This window comes from Amycolatopsis sp. NPDC049252, from assembly GCF_043197175.1.
Taxonomy (GTDB): domain Bacteria; phylum Actinomycetota; class Actinomycetes; order Mycobacteriales; family Pseudonocardiaceae; genus Amycolatopsis.
In genome coordinates this window covers 61,676-78,007 of record NZ_JBICSQ010000004.1, presented here as the reverse complement: position 1 = coordinate 78,007, position 16,332 = coordinate 61,676, and the positions used below count along the sequence as shown (strand labels likewise).

At 71.0% G+C, this 16,332-nt stretch carries 18 protein-coding genes; 11 read left to right on the top strand and 7 right to left on the bottom strand.

Annotated features, from left to right (window positions below; all coding sequences use genetic code 11):
* Positions 1-15 precede the first annotated feature (15 nt).
* A complete protein-coding gene (locus tag ACGFMK_RS08050) occupies positions 16-396 on the top strand; it encodes a sterol carrier family protein (protein WP_392759514.1) in 381 nt (126 codons plus the stop codon).
* Here ACGFMK_RS08050 and ACGFMK_RS08045 read toward each other — a convergent pair whose 3' ends face one another.
* A complete protein-coding gene (locus ACGFMK_RS08045; protein WP_392759512.1) occupies positions 397-1,230 on the bottom strand; it encodes an SAM-dependent methyltransferase in 834 nt (277 codons plus the stop codon).
* Positions 1,231-1,394: 164 nt separating this feature from the next.
* Here ACGFMK_RS08045 and ACGFMK_RS08040 point away from each other — a divergent pair, with 164 nt between their 5' ends.
* The 6 genes from ACGFMK_RS08040 (at position 1,395) to arfB (ending at position 6,284) form a co-directional block, all read left to right on the top strand.
* Positions 1,395-2,273: a helix-turn-helix domain-containing protein gene (locus tag ACGFMK_RS08040; RefSeq protein ID WP_392759510.1), complete on the top strand. Its 879-nt coding sequence runs from the start codon at positions 1,395-1,397 to the stop codon at positions 2,271-2,273.
* A gap of 254 nt (positions 2,274-2,527) precedes the next feature.
* Complete coding sequence (locus tag ACGFMK_RS08035; protein WP_392759509.1) at positions 2,528-2,767, top strand: DUF397 domain-containing protein; 240 nt, start codon at positions 2,528-2,530, stop codon at positions 2,765-2,767.
* On the top strand, positions 2,754-3,059 hold the full coding sequence (locus ACGFMK_RS08030) for a hypothetical protein (protein WP_392759507.1): 306 nt from the start codon (positions 2,754-2,756) through the stop codon (positions 3,057-3,059). Before ACGFMK_RS08035 ends, ACGFMK_RS08030 begins: the two co-directional genes overlap by 14 nt.
* A 121-nt stretch (positions 3,060-3,180) precedes the next feature.
* A complete protein-coding gene (gene purF, locus ACGFMK_RS08025; protein ID WP_323324695.1) occupies positions 3,181-4,710 on the top strand; it encodes an amidophosphoribosyltransferase in 1,530 nt (509 codons plus the stop codon).
* A gap of 37 nt (positions 4,711-4,747) precedes the next feature.
* Positions 4,748-5,818, top strand: a complete 1,071-nt coding sequence (gene purM / locus ACGFMK_RS08020) for a phosphoribosylformylglycinamidine cyclo-ligase (RefSeq protein ID WP_323324694.1) — start codon at positions 4,748-4,750, stop codon at positions 5,816-5,818.
* 34 nt (positions 5,819-5,852) lie between these two features.
* Positions 5,853-6,284, top strand: coding sequence for an alternative ribosome rescue aminoacyl-tRNA hydrolase ArfB (arfB, locus tag ACGFMK_RS08015; RefSeq protein WP_392759505.1), 432 nt, complete (start codon positions 5,853-5,855; stop codon positions 6,282-6,284).
* Here arfB and ACGFMK_RS08010 read toward each other — a convergent pair.
* From ACGFMK_RS08010 to ACGFMK_RS08000, 3 genes are all read right to left on the bottom strand, one after another.
* Entirely contained in the window at positions 6,281-7,033 is a 753-nt protein-coding gene (locus tag ACGFMK_RS08010) for a GNAT family N-acetyltransferase (RefSeq protein WP_392759504.1), read from the bottom strand. The genes arfB and ACGFMK_RS08010 overlap by 4 nt on opposite strands.
* 172 nt (positions 7,034-7,205) lie before the next feature.
* A complete protein-coding gene (locus ACGFMK_RS08005; RefSeq protein ID WP_392759503.1) occupies positions 7,206-7,865 on the bottom strand; it encodes a VanZ family protein in 660 nt (219 codons plus the stop codon).
* 265 nt (positions 7,866-8,130) lie between these two features.
* Positions 8,131-9,045, bottom strand: a complete 915-nt coding sequence (locus ACGFMK_RS08000) for a Gfo/Idh/MocA family protein (RefSeq protein WP_392759502.1) — start codon at positions 9,043-9,045, stop codon at positions 8,131-8,133.
* 76 nt (positions 9,046-9,121) lie between these two features.
* Between ACGFMK_RS08000 and ACGFMK_RS07995 the strand changes: the two genes are divergently transcribed.
* The 4 genes from ACGFMK_RS07995 (at position 9,122) to ACGFMK_RS07980 (ending at position 14,234) form a co-directional block, all read left to right on the top strand.
* Complete coding sequence (locus ACGFMK_RS07995; protein WP_392759500.1) at positions 9,122-9,757, top strand: hypothetical protein; 636 nt, start codon at positions 9,122-9,124, stop codon at positions 9,755-9,757.
* Positions 9,747-10,826, top strand: coding sequence for a CbiQ family ECF transporter T component (locus ACGFMK_RS07990; RefSeq protein ID WP_392759498.1), 1,080 nt, complete (start codon positions 9,747-9,749; stop codon positions 10,824-10,826). Before ACGFMK_RS07995 ends, ACGFMK_RS07990 begins: the two co-directional genes overlap by 11 nt.
* Positions 10,823-12,421 (top strand): ABC transporter ATP-binding protein, encoded by a 1,599-nt coding sequence (locus tag ACGFMK_RS07985; RefSeq protein WP_392759496.1) that lies wholly within the window; start codon positions 10,823-10,825, stop codon positions 12,419-12,421. Before ACGFMK_RS07990 ends, ACGFMK_RS07985 begins: the two co-directional genes overlap by 4 nt.
* A gap of 964 nt (positions 12,422-13,385) precedes the next feature.
* Positions 13,386-14,234 (top strand): ECF transporter S component, encoded by an 849-nt coding sequence (locus ACGFMK_RS07980; RefSeq protein ID WP_392759494.1) that lies wholly within the window; start codon positions 13,386-13,388, stop codon positions 14,232-14,234.
* On the opposite strand, the gene ACGFMK_RS07975 is transcribed toward ACGFMK_RS07980, so the two are convergent.
* The 3 genes from ACGFMK_RS07975 to ACGFMK_RS07965 form a co-directional block, all read right to left on the bottom strand.
* Positions 14,210-15,055, bottom strand: coding sequence for an alpha/beta fold hydrolase (locus tag ACGFMK_RS07975; RefSeq protein WP_392759493.1), 846 nt, complete (start codon positions 15,053-15,055; stop codon positions 14,210-14,212). The genes ACGFMK_RS07980 and ACGFMK_RS07975 overlap by 25 nt on opposite strands.
* 93 nt (positions 15,056-15,148) lie before the next feature.
* On the bottom strand, positions 15,149-16,003 hold the full coding sequence (locus ACGFMK_RS07970; RefSeq protein ID WP_392759491.1) for a 3-hydroxybutyryl-CoA dehydrogenase: 855 nt from the start codon (positions 16,001-16,003) through the stop codon (positions 15,149-15,151).
* 111 nt (positions 16,004-16,114) lie between these two features.
* On the bottom strand, positions 16,115-16,306 hold the full coding sequence (locus ACGFMK_RS07965) for a DUF3073 domain-containing protein (protein ID WP_323324683.1): 192 nt from the start codon (positions 16,304-16,306) through the stop codon (positions 16,115-16,117).
* Positions 16,307-16,332: the final 26 nt, after the last annotated feature.

The following is a 16,332-nucleotide window of genomic DNA, read 5'->3' as shown; positions in this document are numbered from 1 at the left end:
CTCTACTGTTTGCCCATGGCCTCTTCGCGTTCGGTCGACCCCGGACAGTTACGTGCGGCGGTGCAGGCGATTTTCCCGTGGCTGCAGGGGGACGCGCCGGATCCCGCGCGCGCCGAGCTCGCGGCCGCGGTCCGGCTCAGCCTGCGCACGCTCGCGGCGGACGCCCCGGGCCGGACGGTCGAGGTCCGGGTGCCGCCGTTCGCCGCGGTGCAGTGCGTGGAAGGGCCGCGCCACACGCGCGGCACCCCGCCCAACGTGATCGAGACGGACCCGCGCACGTGGCTGGAACTCGCCACGGGCCTACTGGACTGGACCACTGCGGTGGCCGGCGGCCGGGTGTCCGCTTCGGGCACCCGGGCCGACCTCTCGCAGTGGCTCCCGCTGGTCCGCGTCTAGTTACGGCTTGCGGCCGACGCCGCCGGCGATGGTGCGCTGCGCGACGTTGAGCTCCTTGAGGCGCGGGCCGTCCGGCCACCAGTCGGCGCACAGCGTCACGCCGGGATCGACCATTTCGAGGCCGGGGAACAGTTCCTCGATCTCCTTCTGCGTCCGGAACGTGCCGGAGCCCATCGGGCTGTGCACGAAGAAGTCCTCCATGCGGCGCGCGGTCTCGGAGTCTTCGTTCTCCGGGTCGAAGAAGTGGCTGAGCCCGACGAAGGAACCGGACGGCAGCGCGTCGACGTACTCCTTCATGATCTCCGCCGGCCGCTCCCGCTCGCCCTTGAAGTGGTGCAGGGTGCCCATCTGCAACAGGATCAGCGGCTGGCTGAAGTCGATGTGCTCGCGCACGACCTCGTTCTCGAGGATCCGCGCCGGCTCGAAGATGTCCTCGGCGACGAAGTGGGTGTGCTCGTTCTCCTCGAGCAGCGCCCGCCCGTGGGCGAGCACGACCGGGTCGTTGTCGACGTAGACGACGCGGGTCTCCGGGTTGATCCGCTGGACGACCTGGTGGGTGTTTTCGGCGGTCGGCAGACCGGACCCCAGGTCGAGGATCTGGGTGATCCCCGTCTGGCCCGCGAGGAACCGGCACGCGCGAATGAGGAAACCACGGTTTTCGAAGGCGAGGTCCTGCGCTTCGGGGGCGGCCCGCTGCACCTGCTTCAGGACCTCCCTGTCGATCTCGTAATTGTCCTTACCCAGCAGAAACGCGTCGTACACGCGGGCGATGCTCGCGCGGGTCGGGTCCACTCCGACGGGAACGCGTTCGGTCCGGGTCGCGGCGTCGGGCATCTTGAACCTCGCAAGTTCTGTGTCGAAAGTCTCGTACTCTACGTAGAGTAGGACTACACACGCATGCGGTAAACCGGGTCACCTCTTTGCGCAGGACGGCCCAACGTGTACTTTCGGTAGTCGGGCTAGAGCCCCCTGGTGACTGACGCGCGGAAGGTCCGGGAATGAACGCGGTGAACGCGTCCAGTGCTGAACAGAACATCGGCCCCACGGCGCGCCGGATGATCCTCGGCTCGCAGCTGCGCCGGCTCCGTGAAGAGGCCGGGGTCACGCGCCAGCAGGCGGGCTACAACATCCGCGGGTCCGAATCGAAGATCAGCCGCCTCGAACTGGGCCGGGTCGGCTTCAAGGAACGCGACGTCACCGACCTGCTGACGATGTACGGCGTCGACGACCCGAACGAGCGCCAGACCTTCCTCGACATGGTCAAGCAGTCGAACGAACCAGGCTGGTGGCGGCGGTTCGGCGAGACGATGCCGAACTGGTTCACCGACCTCGTCGGCCTGGAAGAGGCCGCGGCGCGGATCCAGATCTGGGAGCCGCTCTACGTCTCGGGCCTGCTGCAGATCGAGGGGTACGCGCGGGCGATCTTCAGCCACGGCCGTCCGGAGATGGCCGACGACCGCGTCGACCAGCTGGTCGCGCTGCGGATGCGGCGGCAGAAGATGTTCAGCAGGCCGGACGCGCCACGCGTCTGGATGGTGCTCGACGAGTCCGTGCTGCACCGGCCGATCGGCGGCATGAAGGTCCTGAAGCAGCAGATCGAGTACCTGCTCGAGATGAGCGCGCTGCCGCACGTGTCGGTGCAGGTCCTGCCGTTCTCGCGCAGCGGGCTGTCCGCGGAGCACGCGTTTTCGCTGCTGCGGTTCGGCGAACCGGAACTGCCGAACATCGCCTACGTCGAGTACCTCACCGGCGCGCACTACATCGAGAAGCGCGAAGAGATCGAAAAGTACAGCCGCGCGCTGGACATGCTCGCGGTGGACGCGGAGACGCCCGACCGCAGCCGGTCGATGCTGGCGAAGCGCCGCCAGGAGATCTGAGACCCGTTCGACGGTATCGACGAGGTACCGGTCAGCGGTAACCACGTGTAGCGACTAGCCCGTTCGGGAACGTTTCTATCACCCATTAGATGAACACTGACCTGGTGATCCTTCACTACGGGACAAGTTTGCAAGAAATTCTGCACGTGCATTTACCGCTGCAGGCACACGTGCTAGCCTCCGATACGCGGGCAAATGCACATGCAGATGGAGATGCATTGCCTCGACAGCTTCCGCATCGAGAAGGTGGGACCATGGCTGAGCGATTCGAGAACGGCATCCCGGCCGACCGGCTGTCCGGTGCCGCGTGGCGTAAGGCGAGCTACAGCGGCGCCGTCGGCAACTGCGTCGAGGTCGCCCCCCTGTCCAGCGGTGAGATCGCGATGCGCAACTCGCGCTTCCCGACCGGTCCCGCGCTCGTGTACACCCGTGCCGAGATGGCGGCGTTCCTCGCGGGCGCGAAGGACGGTGAGTTCGACGATGTCCTCGGCTGAGGTCGTCGCCCCCGCCTTCGACATCGAGACCGGACTGCAGGAGCTGGTGGCTCGCGGCTACCAGTTCGTCCACCCCGCCGACGAGCGTGGTGAGGTTCTCGCCGTCGTCGGCGTGCGGGTGCACGATGACGTCGTCGACGTGGTCCGGCTCAACGCCGAGGACGACGTGGTGGCGACGCGGATGCCCGGAACCGAGGAGAACATCTTCGAACCGGAGCGGTGGCTGTGGCGCCGCAGCGGTGACGGCGCCCGCGTGCTCACGGAGATCCTCGCGCTGCCGGATGCCTGCTAGCGCAGTGAAAGAACTTCAGGCCCTGTCCGAAGTGGTCAGAACCACGTCGGGCGGGGCCTGACTCATGTCCGGACCGTTTACACTGAAATCGGCCTGACCACGTCTTCCTGGGAGCACCTCGGTGGTTTCCGACCCGCAGCTCGTGTCCTCCGACCAGCCCGACCCGGAACCCCGCGAGGAGTGTGGCGTCTTCGGCGTCTGGGCTCCGGGGGAAGAAGTCGCGAAACTGACCTACTACGGCCTCTACGCCCTGCAGCACCGGGGCCAGGAGGCCGCCGGCATCTCCGTCTCCGACGGCTCGCAGATCGTGGTCTTCAAGGACCTCGGCCTGGTCAGCCAGGTGTTCGATGAACAGATCCTGCAGTCGCTGCAGGGCCACATCGCCGTCGGCCACTGCCGGTACTCGACCACCGGCGCGACCATCTGGGAGAACGCGCAGCCGATCTTCCGCACCACCGAGACGGGCAGCGGCCTGTCCTTCGCGCACAACGGCAACCTCGTCAACACGGCGGAGCTGCGCGAACGCACCATCGCCGCGGGCCTCAAGCCGCACGCCGGGCTGACCGGTTCGTCCAGCGACTCGGACCTGGTCTGCGGGCTGCTCGCGGCGAACGCCGCCGACAAGGGCATCGAAGGCGCGGCGATGGAGCTGCTGCCGACGCTCAAGGGCGCGTTCTGCCTGGTGTTCGCCGACGAGAACACGCTGTACGCCGCGCGCGACCCGCACGGGGTGCACCCGCTGGTGCTCGGCCGGCTCGAGCGCGGCTGGGTCGTCTCCAGCGAGACCGCCGGCCTGGACATCGTCGGCGCGTCGTTCGTCCGCGAAGTCGAGCCCGGTGAGCTGATCGCCATCGACGCCGAGGGCCTGCGCTCCTCGCGGTTCGCCAACCCGGAGCCCAAGGGCTGCGTCTTCGAGTACGTCTACCTGGCCCGCCCCGACACCACGATCGCCGGCCGCGGCGTGCACGCCACCCGCGTCGAGATCGGCCGCCGGCTCGCCGGCGAGCAGCCGGTCGAGGCCGACCTGGTGATGCCGGTGCCGGAGTCCGGCACTCCCGCCGCCATCGGTTACGCGCAGGGCTCGGGCATCCCGTACGGCACCGGCCTGGTGAAGAACGCCTACGTCGGGCGCACGTTCATCCAGCCGTCGCAGACCATCCGCCAGCTCGGGATCCGCTTGAAGCTGAACCCGCTGCGCGACGTCATCCGCGGCAAGCGGCTGGTCGTCGTGGACGACTCGATCGTCCGCGGCAACACCCAGCGCGCGCTCGTCCGGATGCTGCGCGAGGCCGGCGCGCTCGAGGTGCACGTCCGGATCGCGTCGCCGCCCGTGCGCTGGCCGTGTTTCTACGGCATCGACTTCGCGTCGCGGGCCGAGCTCGTCGCGAACGGCGTCGACCTCGACGGCATCCGCCGCTCGATCGGCGCGGACTCGCTCGGCTACATCTCGCTCGACGGCCTCGTCGCGGCGACGGAGCAGCCGAAGTCGCGGCTGTGCACGGCGTGCTTCTCCGGCGAATACCCGATCGCCCTGCCCGACGACGCGCTCATCGGGAAGAACCTGCTCGAGAGCCTCGACGCGGTCAATGGCGCGGCAACGCCGGTCAGCCCGGCCGGGTACGGTGCCGAGGACGCTGTTCGGCGTCCCTAGCCTTCGGCTAGTCCTTCCAGTTGGGAGTCCTTCTACCGTGAGCGAGTCCACGAGCGCCACGTACGCCGCCGCCGGCGTCAGCATCGACGCCGGCGACCAAGCCGTCGAGCTGCTCAAGCCCCACGCCGAGCGGGCCACGCGCCCCGAGGTCATGGGCGGCGTCGGGGGCTTCGCCGGGCTCTTCTCGCTGAAGCTCGACAAGTGGAAGGAACCGATCCTCGCCTCCTCCACGGACGGCGTCGGCACCAAGATCGCCGTCGCGCAGGCCCTGGACAAGCACGACACGGTCGGCATCGACCTGGTCGCGATGGTCGTCGACGACCTGGTCGTGACCGGCGCCGAGCCGCTGTTCCTGCAGGACTACATCGCCGTCGGCAAGGTGCACCCGGAGAAGATCGCCGCGCTGGTCGGCGGCATCGCCGAGGGCTGCGTCCAGGCCGGCTGCGCGCTGCTCGGCGGTGAGACCGCCGAGCACCCCGGCCTGATGGGCGAGCACGACTACGACATGTCGGCCACCGGCGTCGGTGTGGTCGAGGCGTCCGCGCTGCTGTCTCCGGAGAAGGTCCGCCCGGGTGACGTCGTGCTGGCGCTCGGCTCGTCGGGACTGCACTCGAACGGGTACTCCCTGGCCCGGCACGTGCTGCTGGACATCGCGCGGATGCCGCTCGGCGGGCACGTCGAGGAGTTCGGCCGCACCCTCGGCGAGGAGATGCTGGAGCCGACGCGGATCTACGCGAAGGACTGCCTCGCGCTGGCGGCCGAGACCGAGGTCCGGACGTTCGCGCACATCACCGGCGGCGGCCTGGAGGCGAACCTGGCCCGCGTCATGCCGCGCGGCCTGGTCGCCCGGCTCGACCGCGGCACCTGGTCGCCGGCGCCGGTGTTCGCGCTGATCGGCCAGCGCGGCAAGGTCGAGCGCGCCGAACTGGAGAAGACGTTCAACATGGGCGTCGGCATGGTCGCGATCGTCGGGGCCGAGGACGTCGACCGGGCGCTGGCCATGCTGACCGCGCGGCACGTCCCGGCGTGGGTGCTGGGCGACGTCCAGCCCGCGGACGACGTCGACGGCCCGCGCGCGCTGCTCTCGGGTGACCACCCGCGCTTTTAGATACGCACTTGATCGCGGCTGTCACACTGGTGTCATGGCAGCCGGAGACGTGGTGATCGGCTCCCGGTTCACGATCCCGGGAGCCGAGCTGAACGAGCGCTTTTCGCGGTCGTCCGGCCCGGGCGGTCAGGGCGTCAACACCACGGATTCGCGGGTCGAGCTGTCCTTCGACGTCGCCGGTTCGCCGTCCATCCCGGAGCACCTGCGGGACCGGGTGCTGGCCGGGCTCGAGGGCCGGCTGGTCGACGGCGTCCTGACGATCGCGGCCAGCGAACACCGCTCCCAGCTGCAGAACCGCGAAGCTGCCCGTGGCCGGCTGGCCAACCTTCTGCGCGATGCGTCGGCTCCGCCGCCGGCCAAGCGGCGCCCCACGAAGCCGTCTCGCGGTTCGAAGGAACGCCGCCTGGCGTCGAAAAAGCGCCGGAGCGACGTGAAGCGTGGCCGCTCCGGCCGCTTGAACGACTAGCTGAGCGAGAGGTGCACGCACTCCCCGGCCGGCCGGTAGCCGACCCGGGCGTAGACGTTCCCGATCCCCAGGTCGCCGGGGGTGAGGAACGCCGTGTGCGCGCCGGACTCGTGCACGTCGCGGGTGAGCCGGGCGGTGATCGCCGCGGCGATCCCGCGGCGGCGATACGGCTCGAGCACGGCGATGCCGGCGACCTCGGTGGTGCCGTCGACGATCGCGAGCGCGAGACCGCCGCCGAGCACCACGCCGTCGGCGACGTCCTCCGCCAGAAGGTGCCGGACCCCGGCCTCGATGCCGGACCGCAGGCGTTCGACCTCCTCGTCGGGGACCTCCGGCGACTCGCCGAACGCCGTGTTCTGCACCGTCCGCAGCCGCCGAAGGTCCTCGTCGGACTCCGGCGCGCGCAGCCGGATCCCCGCCGGAACCGTCTGGTCGATCCGTTCGGCGGGGGCGCAGGTCATCAACGGCACTCGCCGCTCAAGCGCGTACCCGGCCTCGACCAGGAGTTCCTCCAGGTCGGGAGCGACGTCGGTGAAGTACTCCAGCCGCGGGAGCAGGCCGCGCCGCCGGTACGCGCTGGTCAGCGCGTCGATCTCCGCCGCCGACGGCCGCGCGCCGTCGTCCGGGATCGCGTAGTTGAGCATCGGGTGCTCGGTGTCCGGCGAGTAGGTGGCCAGGAACGGGCCGACCCGTTCGGTCTCGCGGCCACGGGGCGCCGTCTTGCGGACATACGTCTGAATAACGGACATTGCTGGTGGAAGCCTTTTCGAGAGCACGTCAAGGAACCGCAGCTGAGTGCGGGAGGTTCGCTGGGCGTCGGGCCTAGCGGAGGCCGACGCCGGAGACGGCGCCAGGCATAGGCGTTCATTCCTCGAGTCGAAAGGGCTCTTCCGGGCCAGTGTGGCACGGCCCGCAAGCCGGTTACTGCCGGTCGGGGTGGGCGATCGCCGCGTACCGCGTGTCCCAGACCGACCGCGGGACCCGCATGGTGAGGGTCGGGGCTTCGCAGATCGTGCGGCGCTGCTGGGCCGGGATCACCACCGGCGGCGCCGGCGGCAGGTCCAGCGAGTGCCACGCGCGCCGGCTCAGCGCCGCGCCGAGGATCGCGCCCGTGGTGTTGAGCAGGACGTCGTCGGTGGACGTCACCCGGCCGGTGTGGATCAGATATTGCGTACCTTCCACCAGCACGGACACGGTCAGGGCGGCCAGCGCGATCCGGAGCAGCGTGCGCAGGCCGCGCATCCGCAGCGGGAGCAGCGCGCCGAGCGGGCAGAGCAGCAGGACGTTGCCGATCACCTGCCAGAGCGAGCCGTCGTCGCCGAACGCGGCGGTGATGTCGGCGCCCGGAACGAGGTCGAGCGTGCTGCCGCCGGACCCGTTGACCGGCATCGTGACCAGGCACAACACCAGAAAAGCGATCAGGACGGCGGCGCTGTCGACGCCGGCGGTGGCGCTCGCGTAGCGGGGTGGGAGTCTTCGCCGCCGTCGAGCCGCGAGCAGGGGCCACCCGAGCAGCGCGTACGGCAGCGCGATGGCCGAAACCGGAATCATCCCCCAGAAGGCGCGCAGCAGGGTTTCCATGCGCCTCCCTCCTTGAGCACCCAAAGATCTTCTGTGCGCTGGAAACGGCCCTCCCAAGATCACCTTCGCATCACAAGATCATCTCGGCACTCTGAGGGAGGCGCACTATTCGGTGATCTTTCCGGTGGCGCGACGGAACTTTCCGTGGTTCGGTCGGGAGGCGCACTGTCCACTGTGGATGCTGTGGACAACCCTGTGGATGAATCGGGGGATGCTTTCGAAACCCCTTATTTCACAACGGAAACTCTCAGGGGGTGCCTGTGTACTACTTGGCGTCGCCGGCCAGCTCGCGAGCGCGTTCGAGCAGGCCCTGGAGGTGCAGGCCGCGGCGGACGTCGCAGGGGTGGGCCGTGGTGCCACTGGCGATCATCGCCGCGAAGTCGTCCAGCAACGCCGTGTAGGACTCCGACGCCGAACCGGGCTTGCGGCCGAGCGTGCGGTAGCCGTGTTCACCCCAGACGGCGACCTCGACGACGGTCGGCTGCACCGGCAGCCGCAGCGACAGTGTGGCCGTGCTGACCACGTCGTTCTCGTGGGCGAGCATCAGGTGCCACAGGTCGCCGGGGCCGCACCGCGCGGCGACGACGTCGGTGATCGGGCCGAGCGCGGCGTCCAGCATGTCGAGGGCGTGCGGGCCGATGTCGAACAGCGCCCCGCCGTCGTCCTGACGCCACTCCGAGGCCGCGTACTGGCCGCCGAGCAGGGCGCCGGACAGCCAGCGCGCGCCGCCACCGGTCCAGCCGCCCGCCTGGCCGAGGTCGGCGAGCCACTCCTGCGTCTGCGCCGAGTACCGCAGCGTCAGCATGACCAGAGCGGCGACGTCGGCGGCCGCGACCGCGTCGGCCAGCCGCCGCGCGCCGGCCAGGTCGGCGGCGATCGGCTTCTCGAGGATCAGGTGCTTCCCGGCTTCGGCGGCCCGGACGCCCAACTCGGCCTGGATCGACGGCGGGACGGCGAACGCCACGGCGTCCACCTGCTCGAACAGCTCCTCGATGCTGCTCGCGGCGGCCGCGCAGTGCGTGTCCGCAAGCGCTTGCGCCGCCTCCGGGCGGCGGGCCCAGACCGCGGTCAGCGCCGTGCCGGGGTGATCCGCCAGGCCGGGCGCGTGAATCGTCGTCGCCCACGGACCGGCGCCGACGAGGCCGACCCGCAGCTGTCCCTCCGCGATGAGCTGTCCCACGGGCCGCAGTCTAGGTGTGTCCCGCATTGCGCCGGAACCGCACCTGCGAGGCGGGCCGCCTGGTTAAAGTGCCCGCATGATCACCCTGCCGTCCCGCATCGCCGCGGTCTGCCTCCTGCTCCTGGCCACCTGCTTCGCCGGGGCCTCGCCCGCGTCGGCGACGGGCACGGACGGCACCTGCCCGGCCGGTGGCGGCGTGACGGTGGTCGTCGACTTCGGCGACCTGGGCCCGCAGCCGCTGGTCCGCTGCGCCCCCGGCACGCCCGCGACCGGTATCGCGGCGCTGCAGGGCGCGGGGATCGACGTCGCCGGCTCGCAGAAGTACGGCCTCGCCGTCGCCTGCCGGATCAACGGCAAGCCGGGCCCGGACGTCGAGTCGTGCGCGGGCATGCCGTCGGCGACGGCGTACTGGAGCTATTGGCACGCTTCGGCCGGCGGCACGTGGGAGTCGAGCCAGGAAGGTGCGCAGACGTCGAAGCCGAAGGCCGACGGGTTCGAGGGCTGGGCGTTCGCGCGGCCGAAGACGGCCAACGACCTGCCGGCGCCGCCGCGGGTGGCACCGGTCCGCCAGGCCGCTTCGACTCCGGCCCCGGCTCCCGCGGCCGAGGGCAGCTCGTTCCCGTGGGGGCTGGTCATCGCCGTCGTGGTGATCCTGCTGATCGGCGGCGCCGCGGTGGTCGTCTCCTCGCGCCGTCGTCGGCGTGATCAGTAGGGCGCTGCACCCCGGTGCGTGGTGGGCCTGGGCGCTCGCGCTGGCCGTCGCGGCCAGCCGGACGACGAACCCGCTGCTGCTGGGCCTGGTCATCGCGATCATCGGCTTCGTCGTCGCGAACCGGCGGAGTGACGCGCCCTGGGCGCTGGCGTTCCGGCTGTACGCCTACGTCGGCGCGGTGATCGTCGCGACGCGGGTGCTGTTCCGGATCCTGATCGGCGGCGAGGACGGCGGGCACGTCCTGTTCACGCTGCCGCGGATCCCGCTGCCGGAGTTCGCGGCCGGGGTGTCGCTGCTCGGGTCGACGTCGGCGGAAGAGCTGCTCGGCGGCTTCTACGACGGCCTGCGGCTGGCGACGATGGTGCTCTGCGTCGGCGCGGCGAACGCCCTCGCGAACCCGAAACGCCTGCTCAAGGCCGTGCCGGGCGCGTTGTACGAGGTCGGCACGGCCGTGACGGTCGCGCTTACGGTGGCCCCGCAGCTGGTCGAGAGCGTGCAGCGCGTCCGGCGGGCCCGGCGGCTGCGGGCCGGGCGGACTCGCGGGCTGCGGGCGGTCAAGGGCATCGTGGTGCCGGTGCTGGAGGACGCGATGAACCGCTCGCTGCTGCTGGCGGCCGCCATGGACTCGCGTGGCTACGGGCGGCGCGCGTACCTCGGTGTCGGCGTGCGCGTGACGATCGCCGGCTGCGTGCTGGGTGGGCTGGTCGGCGTGTGCGTCGGCGTCTACGGCGTGCTCGACGGGACGTCGTCGTGGCTGGGCGTGCCGCTGCTGGCGCTGGGGCTGGTCGTGGCCGCGGCGGGGTTCGTGCTGGGCGGGCGGCGGATCCGGCGGACGGCTTACCGGCCGGATCCGTGGCGGTGGCCGGAGACGTTGGTCGTCGCGTCCGGAGCCGGGGCGTGCGCGCTGCTGTTCTTCTCCTCGCGGGTCGACCCGGGGAACCTCTACCCGTCGCTGAGCCCGCTTCGGTGGCCTGAAGTGTCCCCTTGGCATGCGCTGTCCCTGCTCGTCGGGGTGCTGCCCGCGTTCGTCGCACCCCGTCCACCGTCGTTGTCGGAGGTCGTCCGGTGATCGAGTTTTCGCAGGTCACGGTCACTTATCCCGACGCTGCCGGGCCGGTGCTGTCCAACGTCTCGCTGCTGGTCGAGGAGGGCGAGCTGTGCCTGGTCGCCGGGCCGACCGGCGTCGGCAAGTCGACTTTTCTCGGGGCGATCAACGGGCTCGTCCCGCACTTCACCGGCGGTCGGCTGGCCGGGCGGGTGCTGGTGGACGGCCGGGACACCGCGGTCTACCCGCCACGCGAGCTGGCCGCGGTGGTCGGCGTCGTCGGGCAGGATCCGCTGGCCGGGTTCGTGACCGACACCGTCGAGGAGGAACTCGCGTACGCGATGGAGCAGCTGGCGGTAGCGCCGGACGTCATGCGCAAGCGCGTCGAGGAAACCCTGGACCTGCTGGGCATCGCGGAACTGCGCAACCGTCCACTTCGGACGCTCTCGGGTGGCCAGCAGCAGCGCGTCGCGATCGGCTCGGTGCTGACGGCGCACCCGCGGGTCCTGGTGCTCGACGAGCCGACGTCCGCGCTGGACCCCACGGCGGCCGAGGAGGTGCTCGCGGCGATCACGCGGCTGGTGCACGACCTGGGGACGACGGTGGTCGTCGCGGAGCACCGCATGGAGCGGGTCGTCCAGTACGCCGACCGGCTGCTGTACTTGCCGGGCGACGGTTCGGTGCGGTCCGGGCCGCCGTCGGAGATCCTGGCGACGGCGGAGATCGCGCCCCCGATCGTCGAGCTGGGGCGGCTCGCGGGCTGGTCGCCGCTGCCGCTGTCGGTGCGGGACGCCCGACGGGTGGCGGGGCCCCTGCGAGCTCGTCTTCAAGAATTGTCGGTGGTGAGTCGTACTCTCTCGGTGACCGGTCAAGCACTGGACGTGAGAGGGGTGGTGGTCCGATACGGAGATGTCCTGGCGGTGCGTGGGGTGGACCTGCGCGTCGGACCGGGGGAAATCGTCACGCTGATGGGACGCAACGGCTCCGGCAAGTCGTCGCTTCTCTGGGCGGTGCAGGGCAGCGGTCCGCGGTCGGCGGGGAAGGTCGACGTGGGCGGCGCGGACCCGGCGTCGCTCAAGCCACGCGCGGCTCGTCAGCGTGTCGGGTTGGTCCCGCAGTCACCCGCCGATCTGCTGTACCTCGATTCGGTCGACGCCGAGTGCGCACAGGCCGACACCGAATCCGGGGCCACGGCAGGCACGGCGAGGTCACTGCTGGACCGGCTGGCCCCCGCGATCGCCGGTGAAGCGCACCCCGGCGACCTGTCCGAAGGGCAGCGACTGGCGCTGGTGCTGGCCGTCCAGCTGGCGGCGGCACCTCCGGTGGTCCTGCTCGACGAGCCGACGCGCGGCCTCGACTACCACGCAAAACGGCGCTTCGCGGCGATCCTGCGAGAGCTGGCCTCGCAGGGCCACGCGATAGTGCTGGCCACCCACGACGTCGAGTTCGTGGCCACGGTGGCCCACCGGGTGGTGGTCATGGCCGAGGGCGAGGTGGTGGCGGACGGCCCGACGAAGGAGGTCATCGTCGCGTCTCCGGCCTTCGCGCCCCAGGTGGCGAAGGTGCTGGCACCGCAGGAGTGGCTGACGGTGGACGAAGTAGCGGAAGCCCTGACATGACTTCCGTCGCGTCACGTCGCCTGCCTGCTGCGGCCTCGCACTGCCGGCCACCTCGCGAGCTTGCGTGGCGTGGGCGGCTGCGTTGCCGCGGCCTGGCGTCGGGCGGCCGCGCCCTGCGCCTTGCCTCGCGGGTGCGTGCTCGCGATCTGGTGCCGGGTGGCCGACTGCGCTCTCGTGAACTCGTGCTGGCGGCTGCGCCTTGCCTCCACACTGCGGCTGCGAGTGTGTCGGGAGGGGTTTCTGGCCACGTCGTGCTGGCGGCCGGGGCTTGTCTCCGCACCGTGGCTGCGAGCGGGCTGGGGGCGGTTTCTGGCCACCTCGTGTCGGCGGTTGCGCCTCGTCTCCGCGTCGCGGGTGCGAGCGGGCCGGGAGCGGCTTCTCGCCACGTCGTGCTGGCGGCCGGGGCTTGTCTCCGCGTCGCGCCTACGAGCGCGCCGGGAGCGGCTTCTCGCCACCTCACGACGGCGGTTGCGCCTCGTCTCCGCGTCGCGGGTGCGAGTGCGCCGGGAGCGGCTTCTCGCCACCTCGCGTCGGCGGTTGCACCTTGCCTCCGCGTCGCGGCTGCGAGCGGGCTGAGAGCGGCTTCTCGCCACGTCGTGCTGGCGGCCGGGGCTTGTCTCCGCGTCGCGGGCGCGAGTGCGCTGGGAGCGGCTTCTTGCCACCTCGCGTCGGCGGTTGCACCTTGCCTCCGCGTCGCGGCTGCGAGCGGGCTGGGGGGCGGTTTCTTGCCACCTCGTGTGGGCGGCTGCGCCTCGTCTCCGCGTCGCGGTTGCGAGTGCGCCGGGAGCGGCCTCTCGCCACCTCGCGTCGGCGACCGCGTCGTCGTCCGCCGGAGTATTCGTAGATGCTGGCGGCGCGGCCTCACCAACCCAGGCGGTCCGGTCTACCCGCGAAGGCGCCCATTGGCGGCCCAGCCCTGCTCGCCCGCGGCTTGGCGCGTACCCAGCCACGGTGAGGTGCTGACGTGACCGGCTTCCTCGACCCGCCGTCCCGGGCCATCCGCCTCCGCCTGCGTCCCGCGCTGGTCCTCACCGTCGCGGCGGTGCTCGGCCTGGTCATGTTCTGCTGGCCGCTCTTCGCGCACCCCGCGCCGAGCGTCTCCGCGCACACCGCCGACGCGCCGTTCGTCTTCATGGTGACCCTGCCGGTGCTGATCCTCGTGGTGCTGGCCGAGCTGTCGCGCGGGGGTATCGACGCCAAGGCGCTTGCGCTGCTGGGCGTGCTGTCCGCGGTGAACGCCGGGCTGCGGCCGCTCGGGGCCGGGACCGGCGGGGTCGAGCTGGTGTTCTTCCTGCTCGTGCTCGCCGGGCGGGTGTTCGGGCCCGGGTTCGGGTTCGTCCTCGGGTCGACGTCGCTGTTCACCTCGGCGTTGCTGACCGCGGGCGTCGGGCCGTGGCTGCCGTTCCAGATGCTCGCCTCGTCGCTCATCGGGCTCGGGGCCGGGCTGCTGCCGCGCGCCCGCGGGAAGGCGGAAATCGCCCTGCTCGTGGCCTACGGCGTCGTCGCGGCCTACTGCTTCGGGCTTCTGATGAGCCTGTGGTCGTGGCCGTTCCTCGCCGGCACGTCGCTCAGCGGCGCCACCGCGGGGCTCGGGTACGTGCCGGGCGCGCCGCTGCTGGACAACCTGCACCGGTTCGCCGTCTTCACGGTCCTGACCTCGACGCTCGGCTGGGACACCGGCCGCGCGATCACCAACGCGGTCGCGATCGTCCTGCTGGGACCGGCCGTCCTGGCTGTCCTGCGCCGCGCCGCGAGGCGGGCCGCCTTCGACGCGCCGGTGGTCTTCGATCAGGCGGGTGCCAAGCGGTCGTAGATGTCGACCAGCTGGGCCATGTGCGGCGCGTCTGGGACGTGGCTCGTGTCCAGGTCGACCACGTGAAAGCGGTTTCCCGGCGTGGCCGCGTCCGCCTCGCGGATCATGCGGTCCTGCAGGGCCGGCGGGATGATCCGGTCCCGCAGGTGCCGGACGTAGACCCGCGGCACCCGGCCCCACCGGTCGCGGCTGCCGCGGGCCGGGATGGCTCCCTTGCCGAGGAGGTCGTCCGGGGCCATCGAGTTCAGGAACGCGTAGAACTCGGCGTCGGTCGCCTCGGCGAGGAACGCCTCCTTGGCCTTCGTGAGCAGGGCCCGGTCGGCTGTGCGCCAGTTGAACCGGAGCGCGCCGATCACCGACGGGTCGGCCGCCGCGAACCCGAGGAGGTCGCCCACGCGGGTGTCGGCGGCCTCCGGGGTCGCCATGTACTCGTCCGGGGTCGGGAGGTCGACGCAGCAGAACGCCGTGTCGTAGACCAGCAGGTCGATCAGGTCGGGCACGGCGTCGGCGACCAGGCTGATCGCCGCGCCGCCGATGCTGGCGCCGACGAGGACGACCGGGCCGTGTGCCGCCGCGCGGCGGACGACCTCGACGGTGGACGCCACCTGGTCGGCGACCGTGACGCCGGCCAGCGACGACGGTTCCGTCGCGAACGCCGCCAGGTCCTGCGGCGCCTGGTAGGAGAGGCGGAACTGCGGCCCGGGCTGCTCGACGCCGACACCTCGGTGGCCGCGCAGGACCAGTTCGTTCGGGGCGGCCGAAACACCGTTGGCGCCCGCGGCGAAGACGAAGGTGGCCACACGACGGCTCAGTTCAGGCATGCCTGACAGTCAACCGAGCCCGGCCGCGCGACCCAAGACGACAAAGTCGCCGCACGGATCACCGAAAGTGGATCGTGCGGCGACGAAGGTCGGTCAGCTGTAGGAGTAGAAGCCGCGGCCGGTCTTCTTGCCCAGCAGGCCCGCGTCCACCATGCGCAGCAGCAGCGGCGGCGACGAGTACAGCGGCTCCTTGAACTCCGCGTACATCGAGTCCGCGATGGCCTTGATCGTGTCCAGGCCGATCAGGTCGGACAGGCGCAGCGGGCCCATCGGGTGGGCCGTGCCCAGCTCCATGCCGCGGTCGATGTCCTCCGCCGAGGCGAAGCCCGACTCGATCATGCGGATCGCCGACAGCAGGTACGGCACCAGCAGCGAGTTCACGATGAAGCCGGCCCGGTCCTGGGACCGGATGACCGTCTTGCCCAGTGCCGTCGTCGCGTGCTCCTCCGCGCGGCGGGCGGTCTCCTCGCTGGTCAGCAGCGACGGGACCAGCTCCACCAGCGGCAGCACCGGCACCGGGTTGAAGAAGTGGATGCCGACCACCTGCTGGGGACGGCTCGTCGCCATGCCCAGCTTCATGATCGGGATCGACGACGTGTTGGACGCGAACAGCGCGTCGTCCGCCTCGACGATCTTGTCGAGCTGGCGGAAGACGTCGACCTTCGCCTGCTCCTGCTCGAGGATCGCCTCGATGACCAGTTCGCGGTCGGCGAACTCGGCGATGTCCGTGGTGAACCGGAGCCGGCCGAGGGCCGCGTCGGCGTCCTCCGTGGAGAGCTTGCCGTTCTTGACGCCGCGCTGGAGCGACTTCTCGATGCGGGCCTTGCCCGCGTCGAGCGCCGGCTGGTTCACCTCGGTGACCACGACGTCCAACCCGGACCTGGCGTGCACCTCGGCGATGCCGGAACCCATCAGTCCCGCCCCGACGACTCCAACCCGACTTACCACCGGTTCACTCCTTCATCCGCTACGCAGCCCACAGGGTTTTGGGCAGCACGCAGCGCACGAGGGCGGTCGCTGGGTTGTGCCCGGCTCACGCCCTCGCGCGGTTACGCGTGCTCAACGACGGTACTCGTCGTACCCGTCGTCGTACGGATCTTGATCATTGCTATCGGGCTCCTCGTAGTGGTGACCACTAGAGGAACCACTCGACAGCTCGCGCTGCAAAGCATCGAAGTCGGTCTCGTGCGAGCTGTACTTGAGCTCGCGCGCCACCTTCGTCTGCTTGGCCTTAGCCCGGCCGCGCCCCATGGCTCGACCCCCTCGCACAGGGGCGG